General features: G+C 69.4%; 22 protein-coding genes. 12 read left to right on the plus strand and 10 right to left on the minus strand.

What is annotated here, in order from left to right:
- The first annotated feature begins 118 nt into the window (after nucleotides 1-118).
- From OG984_RS07910 to OG984_RS07930, 5 genes are read left to right on the plus strand one after another with little or no spacing between them, the layout of a single operon-like run.
- Nucleotides 119-577, plus strand: coding sequence for a hypothetical protein (locus tag OG984_RS07910; RefSeq protein ID WP_328531040.1), 459 nt, complete (start codon nucleotides 119-121; stop codon nucleotides 575-577).
- Nucleotides 577-1,221, plus strand: a complete 645-nt coding sequence (locus OG984_RS07915; protein ID WP_328531041.1) for a hypothetical protein — start codon at nucleotides 577-579, stop codon at nucleotides 1,219-1,221. The genes OG984_RS07910 and OG984_RS07915 overlap by 1 nt, the downstream gene beginning before the upstream one ends.
- Nucleotides 1,221-5,933 carry a putative T7SS-secreted protein gene (locus OG984_RS07920; RefSeq protein ID WP_328531042.1) on the plus strand — a complete coding sequence of 1,571 codons (4,713 nt, stop codon included), beginning with the start codon at nucleotides 1,221-1,223 and terminating at the stop codon, nucleotides 5,931-5,933. The genes OG984_RS07915 and OG984_RS07920 overlap by 1 nt, the downstream gene beginning before the upstream one ends.
- Nucleotides 5,933-6,421, plus strand: a complete 489-nt coding sequence (locus tag OG984_RS07925; RefSeq protein ID WP_328531043.1) for a barstar family protein — start codon at nucleotides 5,933-5,935, stop codon at nucleotides 6,419-6,421. The genes OG984_RS07920 and OG984_RS07925 overlap by 1 nt, the downstream gene beginning before the upstream one ends.
- A 36-nt stretch (nucleotides 6,422-6,457) precedes the next feature.
- Nucleotides 6,458-6,640: a hypothetical protein gene (locus tag OG984_RS07930; RefSeq protein ID WP_328531044.1), complete on the plus strand. Its 183-nt coding sequence runs from the start codon at nucleotides 6,458-6,460 to the stop codon at nucleotides 6,638-6,640.
- 155 nt (nucleotides 6,641-6,795) lie between these two features.
- On the opposite strand, the gene OG984_RS07935 is transcribed toward OG984_RS07930, so the two are convergent.
- Together OG984_RS07935 and OG984_RS07940 are read right to left on the minus strand one after the other, a co-directional pair.
- Nucleotides 6,796-7,506, minus strand: a complete 711-nt coding sequence (locus OG984_RS07935) for a hypothetical protein (RefSeq protein ID WP_328531045.1) — start codon at nucleotides 7,504-7,506, stop codon at nucleotides 6,796-6,798.
- 120 nt (nucleotides 7,507-7,626) lie between these two features.
- The gene (locus OG984_RS07940) at nucleotides 7,627-8,862 is read right to left on the minus strand and encodes a trans-sulfuration enzyme family protein (RefSeq protein ID WP_328531046.1); all 1,236 of its coding nucleotides are present in this window, start codon (nucleotides 8,860-8,862) and stop codon (nucleotides 7,627-7,629) included.
- A gap of 105 nt (nucleotides 8,863-8,967) precedes the next feature.
- On the opposite strand from OG984_RS07940, the gene OG984_RS07945 reads away from it, so the two are divergent.
- Nucleotides 8,968-9,459, plus strand: a complete 492-nt coding sequence (locus OG984_RS07945) for an Lrp/AsnC family transcriptional regulator (RefSeq protein ID WP_328531047.1) — start codon at nucleotides 8,968-8,970, stop codon at nucleotides 9,457-9,459.
- An 11-nt stretch (nucleotides 9,460-9,470) separates the two neighbouring features.
- Here OG984_RS07945 and OG984_RS07950 read toward each other — a convergent pair whose 3' ends face one another.
- Nucleotides 9,471-10,271, minus strand: a complete 801-nt coding sequence (locus tag OG984_RS07950; RefSeq protein WP_328531048.1) for an alpha/beta fold hydrolase — start codon at nucleotides 10,269-10,271, stop codon at nucleotides 9,471-9,473.
- Between the two features lie 77 nt (nucleotides 10,272-10,348).
- Here OG984_RS07950 and OG984_RS07955 point away from each other — a divergent pair, with 77 nt between their 5' ends.
- Complete coding sequence (locus OG984_RS07955; protein ID WP_328531049.1) at nucleotides 10,349-11,260, plus strand: helix-turn-helix domain-containing protein; 912 nt, start codon at nucleotides 10,349-10,351, stop codon at nucleotides 11,258-11,260.
- Here OG984_RS07955 and OG984_RS07960 read toward each other — a convergent pair.
- The gene (locus tag OG984_RS07960) at nucleotides 11,205-11,603 is read right to left on the minus strand and encodes a hypothetical protein (RefSeq protein WP_328531050.1); all 399 of its coding nucleotides are present in this window, start codon (nucleotides 11,601-11,603) and stop codon (nucleotides 11,205-11,207) included. The two genes, OG984_RS07955 and OG984_RS07960, sit on opposite strands and share 56 nt — an antisense overlap.
- A gap of 138 nt (nucleotides 11,604-11,741) precedes the next feature.
- Complete coding sequence (locus OG984_RS07965; protein WP_328531051.1) at nucleotides 11,742-12,311, minus strand: hypothetical protein; 570 nt, start codon at nucleotides 12,309-12,311, stop codon at nucleotides 11,742-11,744.
- Nucleotides 12,312-12,400: 89 nt separating this feature from the next.
- Here OG984_RS07965 and OG984_RS07970 point away from each other — a divergent pair, with 89 nt between their 5' ends.
- From OG984_RS07970 to OG984_RS07985, 4 genes are all read left to right on the plus strand, one after another.
- Nucleotides 12,401-13,819, plus strand: coding sequence for an MFS transporter (locus OG984_RS07970; protein ID WP_328531052.1), 1,419 nt, complete (start codon nucleotides 12,401-12,403; stop codon nucleotides 13,817-13,819).
- The gene (locus tag OG984_RS07975; RefSeq protein WP_328531053.1) at nucleotides 13,816-14,274 is read left to right on the plus strand and encodes a hypothetical protein; all 459 of its coding nucleotides are present in this window, start codon (nucleotides 13,816-13,818) and stop codon (nucleotides 14,272-14,274) included. The genes OG984_RS07970 and OG984_RS07975 overlap by 4 nt, the downstream gene beginning before the upstream one ends.
- 8 nt (nucleotides 14,275-14,282) lie before the next feature.
- Nucleotides 14,283-14,747 carry a GNAT family N-acetyltransferase gene (locus tag OG984_RS07980; protein ID WP_328531054.1) on the plus strand — a complete coding sequence of 155 codons (465 nt, stop codon included), beginning with the start codon at nucleotides 14,283-14,285 and terminating at the stop codon, nucleotides 14,745-14,747.
- Nucleotides 14,748-14,809: 62 nt separating this feature from the next.
- A complete protein-coding gene (locus OG984_RS07985) occupies nucleotides 14,810-15,391 on the plus strand; it encodes a TetR/AcrR family transcriptional regulator (protein ID WP_328531055.1) in 582 nt (193 codons plus the stop codon).
- Nucleotides 15,392-15,396: 5 nt separating this feature from the next.
- On the opposite strand, the gene OG984_RS07990 is transcribed toward OG984_RS07985, so the two are convergent.
- Nucleotides 15,397-16,665, minus strand: a complete 1,269-nt coding sequence (locus OG984_RS07990) for an oxygenase MpaB family protein (RefSeq protein WP_328531056.1) — start codon at nucleotides 16,663-16,665, stop codon at nucleotides 15,397-15,399.
- A 61-nt stretch (nucleotides 16,666-16,726) separates the two neighbouring features.
- Here OG984_RS07990 and OG984_RS07995 point away from each other — a divergent pair, with 61 nt between their 5' ends.
- Complete coding sequence (locus tag OG984_RS07995; RefSeq protein WP_328531057.1) at nucleotides 16,727-17,338, plus strand: TetR/AcrR family transcriptional regulator; 612 nt, start codon at nucleotides 16,727-16,729, stop codon at nucleotides 17,336-17,338.
- On the opposite strand, the gene OG984_RS08000 is transcribed toward OG984_RS07995, so the two are convergent.
- The 4 genes from OG984_RS08000 to OG984_RS08015 form a co-directional block, all read right to left on the minus strand.
- Nucleotides 17,322-17,597 (minus strand): DUF1905 domain-containing protein, encoded by a 276-nt coding sequence (locus OG984_RS08000; protein ID WP_196874396.1) that lies wholly within the window; start codon nucleotides 17,595-17,597, stop codon nucleotides 17,322-17,324. The two genes, OG984_RS07995 and OG984_RS08000, sit on opposite strands and share 17 nt — an antisense overlap.
- Nucleotides 17,594-17,962: a VOC family protein gene (locus OG984_RS08005; RefSeq protein WP_196874397.1), complete on the minus strand. Its 369-nt coding sequence runs from the start codon at nucleotides 17,960-17,962 to the stop codon at nucleotides 17,594-17,596. The genes OG984_RS08000 and OG984_RS08005 overlap by 4 nt, the downstream gene beginning before the upstream one ends.
- A gap of 35 nt (nucleotides 17,963-17,997) precedes the next feature.
- A complete protein-coding gene (locus OG984_RS08010; RefSeq protein ID WP_328531058.1) occupies nucleotides 17,998-18,756 on the minus strand; it encodes an ArsR/SmtB family transcription factor in 759 nt (252 codons plus the stop codon).
- Between the two features lie 73 nt (nucleotides 18,757-18,829).
- Nucleotides 18,830-19,321: a MarR family winged helix-turn-helix transcriptional regulator gene (locus OG984_RS08015; protein WP_328531059.1), complete on the minus strand. Its 492-nt coding sequence runs from the start codon at nucleotides 19,319-19,321 to the stop codon at nucleotides 18,830-18,832.
- Between the last annotated feature and the right edge of the window lie 58 nt (nucleotides 19,322-19,379).

Genomic DNA, 19,379 nt, shown 5'->3' on the forward strand with positions numbered 1-19,379 from the left:
CAGACGTACGCCGTCGAGATTTCACCGTTTGGGTGGTTTGGAAATCTGATTTCGGGGTAGAACCCCTGTGTAGTTGTCCTTCACCCGTCGTATGCCCCGATCCGGGAGGGAGCCCACGATGACGTTCGATCTGCTGGAGCAGGAGCCCGCGATCAGCGACCCCGCAGACGCGGCGAACCGCGAGATCGACCGGCGGAATGCGCCGCTGCGGACCGAGATCCAGCTCGTACGCGGCGGGGTGGGCGATGCCGCGAGCTTCGATCGTTCGCTGCGCGAGAGCGTGCTCTACGTGCTGCGGTGGAGCGAGACCGCCCTGCTCACCGGCGACCAGGACGGTGTGCGGTGGGTGTATGCGTTCACCAGCGTTCGAGACCTGGCGAGGTATGCCGCGGTGCGAGGCGCGGACGAGTCCGTCGATGTCGACTTCATGACCGTGCGCGCGGACCGACTTCTGGAGGTGGCTCTGCCGGAGCTGGCGGCTACGGCGGGAATGCCTGTCGGTCTCGCCATCGACGTCGGCAGCAGCTCACCGATGCTGGTCCCCGCTGTCGCTGACGGCGTGGACGAGGCGCTCTGATGGGTGGCAAGAACCTCAACGTCGACCCGGAGGCGCTCAAGCGCGCCGAGTCCGGGATCAACGCGACCATCGGTGAGCTCAACGACATGGGCATGCTCGGCTCCGGCAGCCACGGTCGCGGGTTCGGGTCGATGGCGCTGTCGGGGATGGAGGCCGGGCACTCCGGGCTCGCCGATGCGTTCGGCGGGTTCTGTGACCGGTGGGGTTGGGGCGTACGGGCTCTGGTGCAGGACGCGAACCAGATGGCGCAGGCGCTGGGTATGGCCGCGGGACTCTTCCACGAGCAGGACCAGTACGTCGCGGATGCCGGCAAGATCATCGCGACCTCGGTCGCCGGCAACCCGCACCTGTCGGAGGCCGAGATCACCTCGCAGTCGTGGGGCGAGAACTTCGACGACTGGAAGCCGGACTACTCCGTCGAGTCCCAGGTCGCGGCAAACGAGCGCATGGGCGAGACCTGGAGAACGGTCGGAAACGACTGGGTCGAGACCCAGCAGGAGAAGTTCACCGACCCGATGGGCTATGCCCGGGAAGAGGTGGAGTCGGCCTGGGACGGCGTGACCGGACCGGCCGAGGGCACCGAACCGGTCGAGGAGTCCGGTGACGGACAGTCCGGCGGCGACGTCGACGGCGGCGCTCGCTGATGGGGATCGGAGGCTGGCTGCGTGACCGCGCCAACGACGTCGGCGAGGCGGTCGAAGGCGCGATCGATGATGGCGCCGAGCTTCTCGGCGAGGGTGTCGAGCAGCTCTCCCACGTCGCCGAGGACGGTCTGGACGCGATCGGCGCCGAGTCGGCAGCGGACTGGGTCCGTGAGCACGGAGACCAGCTGGCCGACCAGCTCGGGGCCGATGTCGGCGAGATGCAGCTGGGTGAGACCGAGGATCCCAAGCAGCTCGTCCACGGCGACGCCGGCAAGATCGACGAGGCAGTGTCCCACCTCACCGACCTGGCCAAGGCGTTCGGCGAAGTCTCGGCGGGCATGTCGAGCATCGACACCGGCAACTGGCAGGGCCAGGCCGGCGACGCGTACGAGTCGCGATGGTCGAAGACGCCGGCCGACTGGGCCCGAGCGCAGGCCGCGTGCGAGAAAGCCTCGGGTGCGCTGAAGTCGTTCTCCTCGACGGTGACGTGGGCGCAGGACCAGGCGACGGAGGCCATTCGGCAGTGGAAGGAGGCCGAGACCAAGCAGAAGGCGGCTCTGGATGCCCACAACGCGAAGGTCTCCGACTACAACTCGGCCGTGGACCGCTACAACTCGACGGCGGCCTCAGGTGGCGACCCGGGCGCGAAGCCGATCGCGCCGGGAGAGTTCGTCGATCCGGGTCCGGCCTTGTTCGAGGCCGCGCAGGAGACGCTCAAAGAGGCACGGCGTCAGCGGAACGAGGCCGGCGACCAGGCCGCCTCAACGATCAGCTCGGCGACGGCGGCCGCGCCGGAGTCGCCCGACTTCGTGGGGCGGATGGGCGCGAACGCCACCGACCTGGCCGCATGGGGTCAGACGCAGCAGATGCACCTCACCGGCGGCGCACTCAAGGGCCTGGCTGGAATGGCCCGGTTCGCACGGTCGATCAACCCGACCGATCCCTACAACCTGCTCCACCCGGCGGAGTACACCGAGACCCTGTCCAACACTGCTGCCGGGCTCGTCTACGCCACCGCCCACCCCGGCGAGCTCGCCTCGGCCCTGGTGGGCAGCGGCTGGACCACCGACCCCGCCGAAGCCCTGGGCCGGCTGGCACCGGATGCGATCATCACCGCGCTCACTGCCGGTGGTGGCGCCGCGGCGAAGGGGGCCGGCGCCCTCGACGACCTCGCGCGGTTGGGCGATGACGCGAGCCGGTTCGCCGATGACGCCGCCCGCATCGGCGACGACGCCGCCGATGCCGCTCGACGGGGCGTTCCGGACGAGTGCAAGAACGTGTGTGGTGACCCGGTCGACGTCGCCACCGGCGCGGTGTTCCTCGAGCAGACCGATCTTCATCTCCCGGGTGTGCTCCCTCTCGTGGTGACGCGGAAGCACTCCTCGGACTGGACCTACGGGCTCTGGTTCGGCCGCACCTGGGCCTCCACCTTCGACGAGCGCATCGACCTCGACGACGACGGCGAGCACGTCGTCGTGGTTCGGGCCGACGCGACCGCACAGGTCTTCCCCCGACCCACGCCTGAGGAGCCCACCGAACCTGTCGCGGGCGGCGGGACCCGGTTGAGCGTCACCGAGGTCGGCGGTTACACGCTCACCGATCTGACCACGGGACAACAACGTCACTACCTGGCCCCGGTCGAAGGCCGGTCGATGCTGGCGGCCCTGACCGACCCGACGGGTCACCGCTACATGATCGCGCGCGACCCCTACGGCGCACCGGTCGAGATCCGCCACACCGGCGGCTACCGCGTCCTCATCGACACCCAGGGCTCGCGCATCACCGCGCTCACCGTGGTCCGCGACGACGGCACCGAGCCCGTCAAGGTCGCCGAGTACGTCTACGGGCTCGGCGACACCGATGCCGGGCACCTGGTCGGCGTCATCAACGCGTCCGGTCACCCGCTCAGGTTCGGCTACGACGACATCGGGCGGCTGGTCGAGTGGGCCGACCGCAACGACACCGTCTACACCTACCGCTACGACGAAGCCGGACGCTGTGTCGACCAGGCCGGGACCGACGGTGTCATGGCCAACACCTTCGCCTACAGCGTCATCAGCCCCGCGTTGCGCGAGACCGTCGTCACCGACTCGGCCGGGCACTCGACGCGCTTCCTCATCAACGAACGGTCCCAGGTCCTGTCGGTCACCGACCCCCTGGGTGGTGAGACCCGTTCGGTCTGGGACGAGCGCAACCGGTTGCTGTCCCGAACCGACCCCCTGGGTCGGACGACGTCGTTCTCTTACGACGCCGACGGCATGTTGGTCGCCGTCACCCGGCCCGACGGGCTGCAGCAGACGGTGGCGTACGCCTCCTCCGGTGGCCGCCCGCAGCCGACCCGGACGGTGCTACCGGATGGAGCCGAGTGGGTCTTCGAATATGACGAGAACGGGAACCGCACCGCTGCCACCGACCCGCTCGGTGCGACTACCGCCTTCACCTACGACCAGCATGGGCACCTGGCCGCGGTGAGCGATGCGCTCGGCAACGTACGCACCATCGAGACGGATCCAGCCGGCCTCCCGCTCGTCATCACCGAGGCCGACGGCAACACCACGCGACTCGAGCGCGACGCCTTCGGCCGGGTCACGACCATCACCGATGCGCTCGCGGCAACCGTCACCCTCACCTGGACCCCGGACAGCCAGCTCGCCTCCCGCACGCTGCCCGACGGGACCACCGAGACCTGGACGTACGACGGCGAGGGCAACCCTGTCGAACACGTCGACCCGGCAGGCCGCATCACGCGCACGGAGTTCACCCACTTCGACCTCCCGTCGGCGGTCACCGCACCCGATGGCACCACCACCCGCTACTCGTACGACCCCGAGCTGCGTCTGCGGCAGGTCACCAACCCTCAGGGTGGCACCTGGTCCTACGACTACGACCCGGCCGGCCGGCTGGTCACCGAGACCGACTACAACGGCCGAACCCTGCGTTACGACTACGACCGCGCCGGCCAGCTCACTCGCCGCATCAACGGCGCCGACGAAATCGTCGCCTACGAGCGCGACCAGCTCGGCAACATCACCACCCAACGGGTCGGTCAGGCCGCCACCGGCATGACCTACGACCCGCTCGGACGACTCCTGCGCGCGACCGGCCCAGAAGTTGAGCTCGTCCTCCAACGCGATCGGCTCGGCCGGATCACTGCCGAGATCCTCAACGGCCGCACCGTGACCTCCAGCTTTGACCAGCTGGGCCGCCGCGTCGCCCGAACCACCCCTGCCGGTGTCGAAACCGTCTGGGCCTACGAGGCTTCAGCCCGACCGACCGCGATCACGGTCGACGGCCATCACATCGGCATCGACCGAGACCTCCTCGGCCGCGAGACCAGTCGACGCGTCGGCAACGCCGCGCTCGACCAGACCTGGGACGCCCTCGGCCAGCTCACCGCTCAGACGGTCACCGTCGCTCCCCCGGCCACCGCCGGCAGCGCCCTTGCCGACCGCCTCGGCGGCGCCGGAACGGCGCCGACGGTCGAGGGCGGCCCGCGCTTCTTGCAGCAACGCGGCTACACCTACGCCGCGGGGGGTGACCTCATCAGCATCGACGACCAACTCACCGGTGTCCGCCGCTTCGAGCTCGACCTCGCCAACCGGATCACGTCGGTCACCGGTCCCGACTGGTCCGAGGCCTACACCTACGATCCGATGGGCAACATCACCCGATCGATGACCGGCAACGCCGATGGCGAACGTCGCGAGTACGCCGGGAGTCTGCTCACCCGCTCCGGCCGCAACCGCTACCGCTACGACGCCCAGGGCCGCCTCGTCGGCCGCACCACCACCCGCCTCTCCCACAAGCCCGAGACCTGGGCCTACGAATGGGACGCCGACGACCGCCTCACCGGCGTACGCACCCCCGACGGCACCCGCTGGCGCTATCTCTACGACATCCTCGGCCGACGCGTCGCCAAACGCCGCCTCAACGAGAGCGGCGATGTCACCGAAGAGATCCTCTTCGCCTGGGACGGAACCACCCTCGTCGAAGAGACCACCTCGGTCGGCTCACGGTCGTGGACCCACGACGGCCTCCGTCCCATCGCCCAGCTCGACCTGGCCGACGACGAGGTCGACACCCGCTTCTACTCCATCATCACCGACCTCGTCGGCACTCCCACTGAACTCGTCACCCCCGACGGCGACCTGGCATGGCACGCCAGGCGCACCCTCTGGGGCGCCCCGGTCCGAACGACGGCTGCGCTGACCCCTCTTCGCTTCCCGGGACAGTACGCCGATCCAGAAACCGGGCTTAGCTACAACCTCAACCGTTACTACGACCCGTCAACTGGCCGTTACGTCTCCCAGGATCCGCTCGGCCTTGAGCCAGCGCCGAACCCAACCACCTACGTTCACAACCCGACGACGGTCATTGACCCACTTGGCCTTTCGCCGTGTGACCCAGACCCATCGAACATCCCCCACGGCCCAGCCCCAGAGAACGCCTGGAAGGTGCTTGATCGGGTTGACGAGAAGGGCTCGCCGCTCGCTGGCTACAAGGGCGGGCGCGACTGGGGTAACGATGGCTCTCAAGACGCTCAGATCCTGCCTCGCACCAATGGCTCAGGCGATCCGATCACCTACAAGGAATGGGACCTGAACCCGAAGGTCAAAGGCGTGCCGCGCGACGGCGAGCGCTTGGTTACCGGTAGCGACGGATCGGCGTACTACACCACTGACCACTACAAGCACTTCATACGGATGAGATGATGACCGACATTCTCACTGCGCTGCAGCGCGTAACTCGTGCCAACCCGTTCATCAGGTCTGATCTTGCATCCCGAGAGTTGGCTGTGGCTTCGTATGGCTGGGCCGAAGCAGGGTTGACGGTTCGGGCTGTTCGCGGCTCGAAGATGCGGACGGAGGACCAGCTCTTCACCGAGGTCTCCGCTGCACTCCAGTTCCCGTACTACTTCGGTGAGAACTGGCCCGCCTTCGATGAGTGCCTCGCCGATCTTGAATGGCTCCCTAGAGGCTCGGGGTTCGTCTTCGTCGTCTACGAAGCCGAGCAAGTGCTCGCGGATGCCCCTCCCCGAACTTTCGCCACATTCGAGAAGGTGGTCCATCGCGCCTGCGATGAGTTCGGTGAACCTATCGACGATGGAGAGTCCTGGGACCGACCGGCGACACCATTCCACTTCGTCCTTCAACTGCCAGACGGACTCGGAGGACATTGGAGGAAACAACAGCTCTCGTGATCCCAGGAGTGGTCGGCGCTTGAAGGTACACATCGAATGAACGACGACGAGATCGTCGCCTACCTGATCGACTCCGGCGCCGACGACTGGGGCATGCTGCATGACGTCGTGTGGGAAGCTACAGAGGGCAGCATCACCCCAGATTCCAAAGCTCGGCTCAAACGGGTGCTGCTATTTCGACCTCGTCTACCCCGCTATTCCCGTCGTCACCGACGATGAAGCCTGACGCGAGACTTCACCGAGTGCTACCCGACCTACGACCAGATTCCTGAGCGCATTGCTCGAGCGAAGTTGCTTTCCAGCTGACGCAACCGAATGAGCGCGCTATGTGACCTGACCACGTGGCGAGGTTCGATCCTCATGAGCTGACTGGCTCACGCCCACCGCTCTTGGAGGTCGGCGACGAGCTTCTCGGCTTCGCTCGTGTCGGGTGCACGTACGGCGTCGAGGCTGGACTGCGGGAACATCACGTATCGGCCGCCCCCGTTCAGGTCGAGCTCGCTCAGTGCGTCGAGCGAGTCGGCCCGGGACAGGTCGATGACCTGGATACCCTCGCCGATCTGATCGAGGACGTCTTGGCCGGAGGCGGACTTCACCTGGTCGATCTGAGCGGCGAGCTGGGTCACGGCGGCGCGCGCGTCCTGGGCGGCGAGCTCTGCGACCTTCATGTTGTTCTCCGCCGCCTGCATGTTCTGCATGGCTGCGACGTGCTGTTTCTCGGCTTCCTTCTTGTTCTGGTCGGCGGCGTTGGCGGCGCTCTTCGCCGCGGCTCCCGTCACCGAGACCCCGAGGAGCGCGCCGAGCACGAACAGCGCGATGTTCTGCACCCGGTCGATGATGCCGAGCAGCTGCTCCCAGTCGGCCCGCTCCTGTGCCTCGTTGTGCTGGACGATATAGACCCAGCCCAGCGCCAGGACCACCAGCACCGCGATCAGAGCGACCGCGGCGATGGCTGCCGACACCTGCCATGGCCACTTGCCGACCGCCGGAGGGTTCTGCACGTCCGGGCTCTCCTCGACCGGCTCCGGCTCACGGAGCTCGGTCGGGGCAGCTGCCTCGCCGTCGACGTTCGCGTCCTGCGTCATCGTGCCTCCCTGAGCTGTGGACGAAGTGGCGCCGACGTTCCTCCCCGGTAGACCTCCAGGCGGGGACCGCGAGGGTAGGTACCGAGTTTTCGGCACCCGGCACCCGCGGCTCCCAGTGGATCAGGCGAACTCGGGCGACAGCACGCCGCCGACCTCGGAAACAGCGGCGCGAGCGGCGGGCAAGTGCGCGGTCGAGAGTGCGCGGTCGAGATCGGCCATCAGGTCCTCCGGACTCTCCAACCCGATCGAGAGACGTACGAGGTTCGCGGACGGCTTGGCGTGGGCGGCGACGGGGCGGTGGGTGAGGCCGGCGGGGTGCTGGATGAGGGAGTCGACGCCGCCGAGGGAGACGGCATGGGTGAAGAGCTCGACCGAGGAGGTGAGCCGGGCAGCGGCTTCGTACCCGCCGCGCAGCGCGATCGTGACCATGGCACCGGGGCCGCTCATCTGCTTCCCGACCAGGCCGCGGTCGTCATCGAGGCCCGGGAAGTAGACCTGCTCGACCGCCTGGTGAGATCGCAACCAGGCTGCGATCGAGACCGCCCCGGCCTGCTGGGCGCGGACGCGGGTGGGCAGGGTGGCGAGGCCGCGGTGCAGGAGGTAGGCACCCAGTGGATGCAGGAGGCCGCCGGTGACGGCCCGGACCTGACGCAACCGTGCAGCGGTCTCCTCGTCGCAGGCGATCACGCCGCCGACGACGTCGCCGTGGCCGCCGATGTACTTGGTGGCACTGTGCAGCGACATCGCCGCTCCCAGCGTGAGCGGGTTCTGCAAGACCGGGGTCGCGAAGGTGTTGTCCACGAGCACCGGTACGTCCCCCGCGGCCGCGACGACGCCCGTGATGTCGACGAGGTCGAGGGTCGGGTTGGCCGGCGTCTCCAGCACCACCAGCGCCGTGTCGGACCGGACGGCGGCGGCGACCTCGTGCTCGGCGCAGAACGTCACCTCCACGCCCAACAGACCGGAGGCGAGCAGGTGGTCGGTGCCGCCGTAGAGCGGACGGACGGCAACGACGTGCCGCTTCCCGCTGAAGGACGTGCTGGCGATGATCGCCGCGGTCATCGCCGCCATGCCCGACGCGTACGCGACCGACGTCTCGGCCCGCTCCAGCCGCGCCAGCGCCGACTCGAACCGTGCGACGGTGGGGTTCCACAGCCGCTGGTAGACGTACCCACCCTCGGGGTTGGGGTGACCGCCGGTCGCCATCGCTTCGTAGGACTCGCCGCCGCGCTCGATGTCGGGCAGCGGATTGGTCGAAGACAGGTCGAGCGGCAGGGCGTGGACGCCGAGCATCGCCAGGTCCTCCCGACCGGCGTGGACGGCGAGTGAGTCGAGGTGTGGGTTCTCAAGCGGCATGCCAAGATGGTGGCGAGAATCACAAGTTCCGACCACATCGATTGCTGAAGATCCTGGTGAACCCGCGATCTTGCCGCTTTCGAGCAACACGACCAACGATCAAGGGTGACCCAGTTGGCGAAAGCGCAACCGTCCCTCGACTCCGTCGACCGCCGCATCCTGAGCGAGCTCGGCGACAATCCCGAGCTCACCAACAAGGCCCTCGCCGCGCGTCTCGGCCTCGCCGAGTCGACCTGCGCCTACCGCGTGCGTGCCCTGCGCGACAACGGCGTCATCACCGGCCGCCGCCTCGACCTCGATGTCCGCTCGCTCGGCTACCCGCTGCAGGCGGTCATCAAGGTCCGTCTCGGCAGCCACAGCAAGGAGCACGTCGAGAAGCTCTACGACGACCTGGCCACGACGCCCGGCGTGATCCAGGCCTTCCACGTCGCCGGCGCCGACGACTTCCACCTCCACGTCGCCGTCGAGGACGCCGAGGCGCTGCGTGACTTCGTGCTGCAGCACGTGACCGTCCATCGCGTCGTACGACAGACCGAGACCCAGCTCGTCTTCGAGCTCCGCGAGGGCCCGGGCGTGCTGCCTCGCGGGACCGAGTAGGGGCGCCGCACTCAGCCGAGGAACTCGAACAAGAGCCGGGCCGTCTCGGCCGGAGCCTCCAGCATGGCGACGTGCCCGACGCCCGCGAGGTAGGCGACGCGGCTGCCCGACACCGTGTCGTACGCCTGCGCGGACGCCGGGTCCCACCGCGGGTCGGCGTCCCCGAAGATCACGAGGGGCCGCCGTCCGCTCCGGTTCAGCCGCTCGGAGATGCTCTGCTCGGCGAGATAGGCGCGGTTCGCCCGCATGATCGCCCGGAACGTCTTGAACGACGTGCGCCTCAGGTCCTCGACGGCTTCGTCGCTGATCGTCACGGGCTTCGCCGCGGTGGCGGCCACTCCCTTCCGGAGCAGCGCGTCGGTGCGCAGCGGCCAGATCACCGCACCGAGCACGGCCCCGGTGAGCAGCTTGACCAGAGCAGGCTCCGGACGCAGCGCTTCCATGGTCGGTCCCGTACTGATCAGCACCAGCGGCCCCACCAGGTCCGGTCGCCGCTCGGCCAACGAGGTGGCGACGTACCCGCCGCTGGAGTGGCCGACGACCGCCACCTTCCCGAGGCCGAGCTCGTCCAGCACCGCGGCCACCCGATCGGCCTGGTCGGGGACGGCATAGGTCGCCGCCGTACTCGACCTACCGCAACCCGGCAGGTCGATCCGGAGCACATGGAACCGCTCCGCGAGCGCCGGGACCATCGGCTCCCAGGTCGACCCGCTGGCGCCGGAGCCATGGATGAGCAGCAGAGGTGGCGCCGTCACCGGCCCGTCGTGGACGAGGTGGACACCGTGGACGGTCGGGGTCTCGTACGAAGTCATGCGCCGACGATCTCCCACGGATCGACAGGGCGTCTTGAACGAATGTCGGCCTTGCCTGCCGCCCTAACCTGAAAGCCATGGACTGGTCGCAGGTCGATGTCGCCATACCCCGCGGGTCGCGCTTCGCCGCACCGATCCCGGGCGTCCACATGGCCGGGTTCCGCTACGGCGGCACCGATCGCGTCGACATCGAGATGGTCGCCCACCCGGCGGTCACGCTGCTCTTCGACCTCGGCGACCATGGCTGGGCCGTCCACGACAGCACGGGACCACGTGCGCCGGGCGATGCCGCGATCGGGCTGCTCCCCGGCAAGGTGAGGTTCACGGGCTCAGACGCCGGCGAGTGCCTCCAGGTGCGGTTGTCGCCGGTTCTCGCCGCCCAGATCGTGGACACCTCCGCGCTCGTCGGCACCGTCACCCGGCTCGAGGACGTCCTCGGGCCCGCGGCGAGGCGGCTCGGCGCCGATCTGCGAAGCACCAGCTCGTGGGAGGAGCGGTTCGCACTGACGTTCCGCTTCCTCGCCAGCCGCCTCGATGTCCCTCGCGCTGTCGACCGCGAGGTCGCGTACGTCTGGCAGCAGATCCACCTCCGACACGGCCGGTCCGACATCCACACCCTCGCCGAGGAGACAGGCTGGTCCCGCCAGCGGCTCTGGTCCCGTTTCCGGGCCCAGGTCGGGCTCTCCCCCAAGCAGGCCGCCCGGCTCGTACGCTTCGACCGCGCCGCGAGGTTCCTCGCCGTGGGCACCCCTCCCGCCGAGGCGGCAGCTCGGGCGGGATACGCCGATCAGCCCCATCTCAGTCGCGAGGTCCGCTCGATCGTGGACGCGACGCCCCGAGACGTCGCCACCAGGCCCTGGCTCGCGGTCGACCAGGAGGCCTGGCCGACGCTCATGCGCCGAGCCGTGGGCGTTCCCGCCCCGGCCCAGCGCCTCACCGCCCCCGGCCGAGCGAGGCACGGGCGAGCTGGGCCACCCGTACGTTGCTGATGCCCGTCTCTGCCGCGATCCGGCCGAACGACCAGCCGCGACGTCGCAGCAGCCGGACCGCCTGCGCACTCTCCTCGTGCAGGTCCTCGAGGCGCTTGTCGACCGTGCAACGGAGGCGCTCGAGGTCTCGGAGGGCGGCCACCGGGTCGTCGACGCCGGTGTCCACGGGCACCGGCGCTTCCCACCGGCGCGTCGGGGACGCACCCGGGGCCAGCACTGCCGGCGGGTTGAAGGCCCAGAGCGTGTAGTCATCCGCCCAGCGGATGAATCGAGCCATGCGAGTCTCACGGTGGGCCGTGGGCGGGACGTCGGTGTTCCGAGCGGGGCGTGTTTCGACTGCCATCTTCGCCTCCTTCACTGGAGCTGCAGGGACTGAAGGATCCTCGGTATCCAGCATGCCCGGCAGCGATGACTGCGCCGTTGAGGGCGGGTAACGGCCAGGTAAGGACCCGGTCGCTCCACGCGGCGGGCGCCTACGGCGTCATCCGATGATCGCCAGGGTGATGGCGGCACCACCGAAGAGGACGTCCAGGGCGATGCAGAACTCGGCCATGGACCGCGGGACCACCGCGTCGCGCCGCCAGTGGAGGTAGTCCCAGGCCGCATGGCCGGCGAGCGCGATCCCTGCCACGGCCAGGCCGAATCGAGGCGAGATCAGCACGGCTGTGACAGCGAGGCCGCCGAACCCGACCATCGCGAACCCCTCGGCGGAGAGCCACCCGACGGATGTTCGCCGCAGCAGACCGACCACGACGAGGACCGCGGCGAAGACCGCGAGGCCGAGCCACCACGGGGCACCGGCCAGCTCGCTCAGGATGGCCACGATCGAGCCGACGAGGATGCACGCCCAGGCGATCCAGCGCAGACCGAAGGCGGCCGCGGCCAGGTAGCAGCTCGCAGCGACGGCGACGGTGAGGGCGACGGCTTCGGTCGCAACCCCCGTCACGATCTGGAACGTCGCCGCCGCGAGCCCGAGCGCGGCCGACCAGTGTGTCCAGAGAGGGCGTTTCAGGAACGCAGGCGCAGCAAGGGCGGTCGTTGTCGAGTTCATGGGTCTCCCGCAGTCGTAACGTCGGTTGTCGAACAGCGATGTTCGAGATAATCTCGAACAGCAATGTTCATGTTAGCCGAGGAGACCCCATGACCGACACGACGCACGACCCCACCACGGAGCAGCCCGCAGACCCCCGCCGATGGCGGCTGCTCGGGCTGCTGGGACTGGCCCAGTTCATGCTCATCCTCGACGTCACGGTGGTGGCGATCGCGCTGCCGCACATGGGCGCCGACCTCGGGCTCGGGCGCGATGCGCTGACCTGGGTGGTGAGCGCGTACACGCTCGCCTTCGGCGGCCTGATGCTGCTCGGCGGCCGGTCCGCCGACCTGTTCGGCCCGAAGCCGGTGGTGCTGGCCGGGCTGACCGTGTTCACCGTGGCCTCCTTGGCCACGGGCCTCGCCACCAGCGCGGAGCTGGCGATCGGCGGACGGGTCGCCCAAGGGGTCGGGGCGGCGATGCTCTCCCCCGCCGCCCTGTCGACCGTGGTCCGGCTCTTCGACGGCGACGAGCGCAACCGAGCGCTCGGCATCTGGTCGGCACTGGGCGCCGGCGGCGCGGCGATCGGCGTGCTCCTCGGTGGAGCCCTGACCGCTGGACCGGGATGGGAGTGGGTGTTCCTGATCAACGTGCCCGTCGGCGTGGTCGTCGTGGTCCTGCTGGCCCGACTGCTGCCGGCGCTGCCCGCATGGGGAGGCAACGTACGTCTCGACCTCGTCGGCGCACTGATCGTCACCGCCGCCACCGGGCTCCTGATCCTCGGCTTCATCGAGGCCGGCGACGGCGGCTGGACCTCAGCCCGCACGGCCGGACTCGTGCTCGCCGGCATCGTCGGCTACGTCCTGCTGGCCGGCTGGCTGAGGCGTACGCGACACCCGCTGATCGACCCGGCGCTGGTCTCGCGGCGACCCGTCCTGTCCGGCACGTTCGTGCTGTTCGTCGCGACCGCGCTGATGGTGGCGGTGTTCTTCCTCGGCACCTTCTACCTGCAGAGCTCCGCCGGGCACGGCCCCCTGACGACCGGGCTGCTGTTCCTGCCCGTCGCTGCGGCGACGATGGTCGGCGCACAGCTGGCCGGCAGGTTCATCGGTCGCGTCGGCGCGCGCCCCCTCGGCGTCGTCGGGTTGCTCATCGCCGGCGCCGGCCTCGTCGTACCCGCGATCAGCATGAGCACCCTCACGACCGTGATCGCGGTCAGCATCGGATCGGCCGGTCTCGGGGCCCTCTTCGTGGTCGCCTCGGCCACCGCGCTGGGCCAGGTCGAACCTCATCTCGCCGGCGTGGCCTCCGGCATCCTGAGCACCTTCCACGAGCTGGGCGCCTCGCTGGGCGCCGCGGTGATGTCGGGCGTCGCCGCGGCCAGCCTCGTCGAGGGCACCACCACCGGCTTCGAGAGGGCCTACCTGGTCGCAGCCGTGATCGCAGCGCTCGCCGCCGTCCTCGCCGGAGCGCTCATCCCCGGCCGACCTTCGGCAACCCTCGAGACCCACCAGGAGACCGCGTCATGACGACGACCCGCCGAGCGAGATCGCGCGCACTCACCTTCGCGCTCCACTACCTGCAGATGATCATCGCGATGCTCGTCGGGATGATGGTGCTCTACCCGCTCTGGATGCTCGCCACCGCCGGCCTGCCCACGGACTCCTGGGCACATCGCACCGACGTCGAGTCGCTGGTCATGGCCACCACGATGGTGATCCCGATGGCCGCCTGGATGCGCTTTCGCGGACACGGCCGGCGCCCGGTCGTGGAGATGTCGGCCGCGATGTACGCAGGATTCGTGGTCCTGTTCCCGTTCCTGTGGCTGGGGGCCATCGACGCCGACGGCCTGATGCTGCTCGGCCACGTCCTGATGCTGCTCCTCATGCTCGCCGCCATGCTCGCGCGCCCCGGTGAGTACTCCGGCCACGCACACCACGGCCATGCCCACGCCCCCGCCCCCGCTCCCTCCGTGACCGACTAGGAGCCACCATGACCGCACCGACCCGATCACGGACCGTGATCCGCGAAGCCACCCCCGACGACGCTGGGACCGTACGCACGCTCATCGGCGAGATCGCCGCCCACCAGGCGCAGTCCGCCTCGGTCACCGTGACCGCCGAGCAGTGGGCCGGCTACCTCGAGCGTCCGGACATCACCGTCCTGCTCGCCGAGATCGACGGGGACGCCGTGGGCTACGTCTCAGCCGTACGCCGCCTGCACCTGTGGTCGGGCGAAGACATCGTCGCTCTCGACGACCTCTACGTCCGTCCCGGACATCGAGACACGGGCGTCGGCCGGCTGCTGATGAGCGAGCTGGCGGCCCGCTCCGAGGGCCTCACGATCACCTGGGGCGTACAACCCGACAACGACGCCGCGATCCGGTTCTACCGCCGCCTCGGCGCCACCGTCCGCGCCAAGGTGGTGTGCGTCTGGACGGCGCGGCAACGAACCTGATCCGATCCGGCGGCACCTAACCTGTACTCTGATGTTCATCATCTCGTGGAAGGTTCTGGCCGATGACGACCCTGAAGCGCGCCGACGCGCGCAAGAACATCGAGTCGATCATGGAGGCGGCGACGGCCTGCCTCGCGCGCGATCCCGACGTGAGCGTGGCCGACATCGCCAAGGCGGCGGGCGTCGGGCGGGTGACCCTCTACGGCCACTTCGAGTCCCGGGCCACGCTGGTCACCCAGGTCGTCGAGCGGGCGATCCAGCAGTCCGACGAGGCGCTCGCCGCCGTCGATCTCGACGGTGATCCCCGCGCGGCCCTGACCCGGCTCCTCGAGGCGTCCTGGCGGCTGACCCAGCAGTACGGCGCGCTCATCGTCGCCGCCGAGCAGAGCATGCCCCACGAGCGGTTCCAAGAGGTCCACGTCGGTCTGGTAGACCGCTGGAAGCCGCTCATGGAGCGTGGCCGCAGCGACGGCAGCTTCCGCGACGACCAGCCGCTCGAGTGGCAGCTGACCCTGCTCCAGAGCGTCCTCCACGCCGCGTCCGGTGCCGTCTACCGGGGCGAGGTGAAGGCTGCCGACGCCGCCGGACTGATCGACGGCACCCTGCAGGCCGCCCTCGCCCCTCCCGGCGCCACCCGCGACTGACCCGCTCACTCCGGCAGGTTGCCGACCGCCGCTCGCTCATCGCCGAAGTAGCCGGCCAGCAGTGTCTCGGCATGGCGATCCCCTCGCCTCTCCAGGCGAGCGCGACCCTTCGCGGTCCGGCCGAGGATCCGGTACCTGACCAGGTTCAGCGGCACCACGTACGCGTGCGCCCAGGGCGGCCTCGTCGGCAGACCGAGCTCGCGCATCGACCTGGGCCCGAGGAAGACGGTCAGCATCGAGAGGAGCCGCTCCGTCTCGTACCAGCCACGCACCCGCCGCAAGGGTCCCGGCCAGCCCGGGTAGTGGCGCTCGCGCTGAGCCTCCACCGCCGCCTGCGCCAGCTGCGGTCCGGCCTCGGAGATCTCCGCCTGGGAGAGCAGCACGTGGTAGTTGATCCGGTGCCGCTCCCACTCGTCGTCGACGAGGAAGTCCTCGTCGACGCCCATCAGCCAGCCGACGTACTTCCACCGATGCATCAGGGCTTGCGCGTCCCGCCTCGAGAGGGGCACGCCCAGTGCCCGGCACCCGATGATGAGCACGCCGTCGAACAGGCCCAGCGTGGCCGCCTGGTCGGCCTGGTTGATCGGCAGCCCCCATCTGGCGGTGTCCCACCGCTGCTCGAACCCGGCGTTGACCAGCGCATGCATGGCCCGTACGTGGACCGTCAGCCGCCACGCCTCCCCCGAGCTCGAACCCGAACCCGGCTCCGGCGGTCGGAGCGCACCGGGCCGGCGCAGGCTCACCGCCCAGTGCTGGGTCTCGGCCAGGCGCCGGCGGGTGGTGCTGCCGGTCAGGCCGCCGGTGGCCACGAGAAGGTCCGGCGGGCCGCCGAACCGGTAGCCGCTGATCAGCGAGAGCTGCAGGAGCACGTCGGCCGCGTTCTGGCCGAGTCGGTTGAACACGCGCCCGCCCTCGTCGACGAGGTCCCAGTCGACCCACTCCGGGGTCGCCTCGACCTGCGCGAAGAACTCGGCGAGCGCCGGAGGCGGGGACTCCACCGCCGCGACACCGTTCTCCAGGGCCGTACGCAGCTGGGTCATCGTGACCTTGCCGGCGGTCCCGGCTCGCATCCGGATCGCCTCCGCCAGCCGCGCGCCGGCCTCGTCCCGCTCGCAGAAGGCCCGCCCGATCCGCTCCATCAGCTCCTCGTCGACCTCGTCGATGCGCCCCAGGAGGCGCAACGGCCGCCCGAGACGGCGCCCGCGCGCCTCGCCTTCACGAAAACGTGTGGGGAATCCGGTGGGTTGGGTGCCCTGCTCCGCGAGTGTGGTCATACCTCCAGCGTGATGCGAGCAGGAGCTCGCTTTCAATTCGCGTTCTGCCTAGTGTTGGGGCGTGCGCAAGACACCCACCCAGGCCCGCTCGAAGGCGACGGTCGAGCGCATCCTGGCAGCCGGACGCCAGGTGCTGGTCGACGACGGCTACGAGTCGTTCTCGACCAACCGGGTGGCGGCCGCCGCCGGAATCAGTCCCGGCTCGCTCTACCAGTACTTCTCCGACAAGGCCTCGATCCTCGACATCGTGATCAGCCGCTACTGGGAGGACGTCTCCGAGCGCACCGCCTCGGCGCTCGCCCTCCAGGCGAACACCGTCGGCACGGCGGCGATCCGGTCGGTCGCCGACGCGCTGCTCGCCGGACTGGAGCAGGATCCGACCCTGCTGCGCGTCCTGACCGAAGAGCTCCCTGCCTCCCGCAACCGGGATCGCCACGCGGCCCTCGTCACCCGCGTACGCGACCTCACCGCCGCCTATCTGCACGCCGGGGCGGTCGCGAGGACCCGCCCCGACGCGCAGCTCACCGCGTGGGTGCTGGTGGTGGCCATGGAGAACGTCGCGCTGCGCTGGGTGCTCGACCGACCGCCCTACCCTCGCGAGGCCGTACTGGAGGAGATGGTCGCGCTCACCGCGGGCTACCTGAGCCAGACCGATCTCAGCGACGTTCGGTAAGATGGATCGTGACGGGGTCACCGGCGGACTTGCCGAGCGCCTCCCGGAGCTCGGCCTTGAGCGGCAGCTTGTGGGTGCCGTCGCCGAGAGCCATGAAGGAGGCCTCGAAGGGGTGGGCGTCGATCGTCCCGGCGACCCTGACGAGGCCGCGGGTGCCGAAGAACTCCGCGGTCCAGTCGGTGACCACGTAGGTCCAGCCGCCCTTCGCCCCGCTCCGGGTCAGCGTCGCGGTGAACGTCTTGTCGATCGGGGTGCTCATGACGCCTGCTCGATGATCACGAAGCGGTTCCCGTCGGGGTCGTCGAAGGTGAACATCGGCGGTACGCCCGGCCACCTCAGCAGCTCCCCGACGCTCACCCCGCCAGAGCTGAGTGCATCCCGCTCGGCGGCCGCGTCGGGGACGGTGAAGCGGATCCCGGTCTCGCTGATCTCCCCCGCCGGGCGGTCCCCGGCCTCGAGAGCGAGCGAGACACCGCCACCCGGGGGTGCAACCTCGATCCAGCGGGTCGGTCCGTCGACGTCGAGTCGTACGTCGAAGCCCAGGGTGTCGCGGTAGAAGGCGATGGCCTTGTCCTGGTCGGCGGTGGTGATGCCGACGGTGCGGATATCGGTGATGGTGCTCATCAGGGTTCCTCTCGGTCGATGACGTCGATAGCGGGTCAGCTGGGTCCGTACATCTGCGATCCCGGGGTGGTCAGGGTCTCCCCCGTCTCCAGCCACGTCTTGAGGCCGGACAGGATCATCGGCCAGCCGCCGTAGAGCTCCGGGGGCGCGTCGCCGCGCAGCTGGTCATGGGTCACGGTGAGGCGGCAGGAGTCGCCGACGGGCTCGATCTCCCAGGTCACGCGCGTGGTGCCCTGCTCCTCGGCAGCGTCGGACCAGAGCGTGCGCATCGACTGCACGAGTCGCCTCGGCGGCTCGACGACGACGTTCTCGCCCTCCGCGAGCGGCCGCTCCGAGCCGGGGTGCACCATGGTGAAGCCCGACCCCGGCGTCCAGTCGGAGTGGACGCCGGCGCCGAAGTGATACTTCGCGCGGATCTGCGGGTCGGTGATCGCCTCCCACAGTCGCTCCGGGGTGGTGCGGATGTAGATCTCGAAGACTTTCTCCATCGTGCGCTCCAGGTCTCGTTTCAGGTCGGCGAGGCCGCTCGCCCAGGTCTCGGTGTATTTCGTCACCCAGCGGTCATGGATCTCGCGGATCGGCACCACGTTGAGGAAGTGGTGCTTCTCGCGTCCCCTGCGGGCGACGACGACCAGGCCCGCCTCCTCGAGGATCGCCAGGTGCTTGGCGACTGCCGGGCGAGTCATGGAATGCCGGCTCACCAGCGAGGACAGCGTCTGCCCGTCCTCCTGGAGCAAGGCGTCGAGCAGCGCCCGCCGAGTCGGGTCACCAAGAGCTCGAAACACCTGTTCCACAGCTCCACAATAGGAAACCATTTGGTTTCATGTCAAGGGAGGCGACGATCCCGCCGACACAGAACCGCAGCGCCTACGACCCCTCAGGCCGATACAGGGCCGTCATCTTGCCCTTCGGGTCGAGGCGCGCGAGCAGGGCGTCCCCGACCTCCGTCAACTGCCGGACCTGCTCCGCGGTCAGTGCGTCGAGCACGTGACTGCGTACGTTGGCGACATGACCGGGCGCAGCCGCGACGACGGCGTCCCAGCCGTTGGTGGTGAGCCGGGCGTTCGTCGCGCGCGCATCCTCGGGGCACGGGAACCGCTCCACGAGGCCCCGCTCCTCGAGCCGACGCACCACATGCGAGAGCCGCGCCAGGGTCGCATTGGTGCGATGAGCCAGGGCGGTCATCCGCAGCGTCCGGTCGTCGGCCTCGGACAGCACCGCCAGGACGAAGTATTCGAAGTGGGTCAGGCCGGCATCTCGGCGCAGCTGGGAGTCGAGCACCCCGGGCAGCAGCTCCACGATCGCGATCAGCCGCAGCCAGGCGGCCATCTCCTCGTCATCCAGCCAGACATCGTCCACAGCTCCATGGTAGCTCTCGAGCTTGTCGCTACAACCAAAAACTTGACGCTACAACCAT

It is taken from the genome of Nocardioides sp. NBC_00368, assembly GCF_036090055.1.
Lineage (GTDB): Bacteria > Actinomycetota > Actinomycetes > Propionibacteriales > Nocardioidaceae > Nocardioides.

Bases quoted from the DNA above. Each gene is read 5' to 3' on its own strand.
- OG984_RS07910 (WP_328531040.1), top strand. From the start codon at position 119: ATGACGTTCGATCTGCTGGAGCAGGAGCCCGCGATCAGCGACCCCGCA.
- OG984_RS07915 (WP_328531041.1), top strand. From the start codon at position 577: ATGGGTGGCAAGAACCTCAACGTCGACCCGGAGGCGCTCAAGCGCGCC.
- OG984_RS07920 (WP_328531042.1), top strand. From the start codon at position 1,221: ATGGGGATCGGAGGCTGGCTGCGTGACCGCGCCAACGACGTCGGCGAG.
- OG984_RS07925 (WP_328531043.1), top strand. From the start codon at position 5,933: ATGACCGACATTCTCACTGCGCTGCAGCGCGTAACTCGTGCCAACCCG.
- OG984_RS07930 (WP_328531044.1), top strand. From the start codon at position 6,458: ATGAACGACGACGAGATCGTCGCCTACCTGATCGACTCCGGCGCCGAC.
- OG984_RS07935 (WP_328531045.1), bottom strand. From the start codon at position 7,506: ATGACGCAGGACGCGAACGTCGACGGCGAGGCAGCTGCCCCGACCGAG.
- OG984_RS07940 (WP_328531046.1), bottom strand. From the start codon at position 8,862: ATGCCGCTTGAGAACCCACACCTCGACTCACTCGCCGTCCACGCCGGT.
- OG984_RS07950 (WP_328531048.1), bottom strand. From the start codon at position 10,271: ATGACTTCGTACGAGACCCCGACCGTCCACGGTGTCCACCTCGTCCAC.
- OG984_RS07955 (WP_328531049.1), top strand. From the start codon at position 10,349: ATGGACTGGTCGCAGGTCGATGTCGCCATACCCCGCGGGTCGCGCTTC.
- OG984_RS07960 (WP_328531050.1), bottom strand. From the start codon at position 11,603: ATGGCAGTCGAAACACGCCCCGCTCGGAACACCGACGTCCCGCCCACG.
- OG984_RS07965 (WP_328531051.1), bottom strand. From the start codon at position 12,311: ATGAACTCGACAACGACCGCCCTTGCTGCGCCTGCGTTCCTGAAACGC.
- OG984_RS07970 (WP_328531052.1), top strand. From the start codon at position 12,401: ATGACCGACACGACGCACGACCCCACCACGGAGCAGCCCGCAGACCCC.
- OG984_RS07975 (WP_328531053.1), top strand. From the start codon at position 13,816: ATGACGACGACCCGCCGAGCGAGATCGCGCGCACTCACCTTCGCGCTC.
- OG984_RS07980 (WP_328531054.1), top strand. From the start codon at position 14,283: ATGACCGCACCGACCCGATCACGGACCGTGATCCGCGAAGCCACCCCC.
- OG984_RS07985 (WP_328531055.1), top strand. From the start codon at position 14,810: ATGACGACCCTGAAGCGCGCCGACGCGCGCAAGAACATCGAGTCGATC.
- OG984_RS07990 (WP_328531056.1), bottom strand. From the start codon at position 16,665: ATGACCACACTCGCGGAGCAGGGCACCCAACCCACCGGATTCCCCACA.
- OG984_RS08000 (WP_196874396.1), bottom strand. From the start codon at position 17,597: ATGAGCACCCCGATCGACAAGACGTTCACCGCGACGCTGACCCGGAGC.
- OG984_RS08005 (WP_196874397.1), bottom strand. From the start codon at position 17,962: ATGAGCACCATCACCGATATCCGCACCGTCGGCATCACCACCGCCGAC.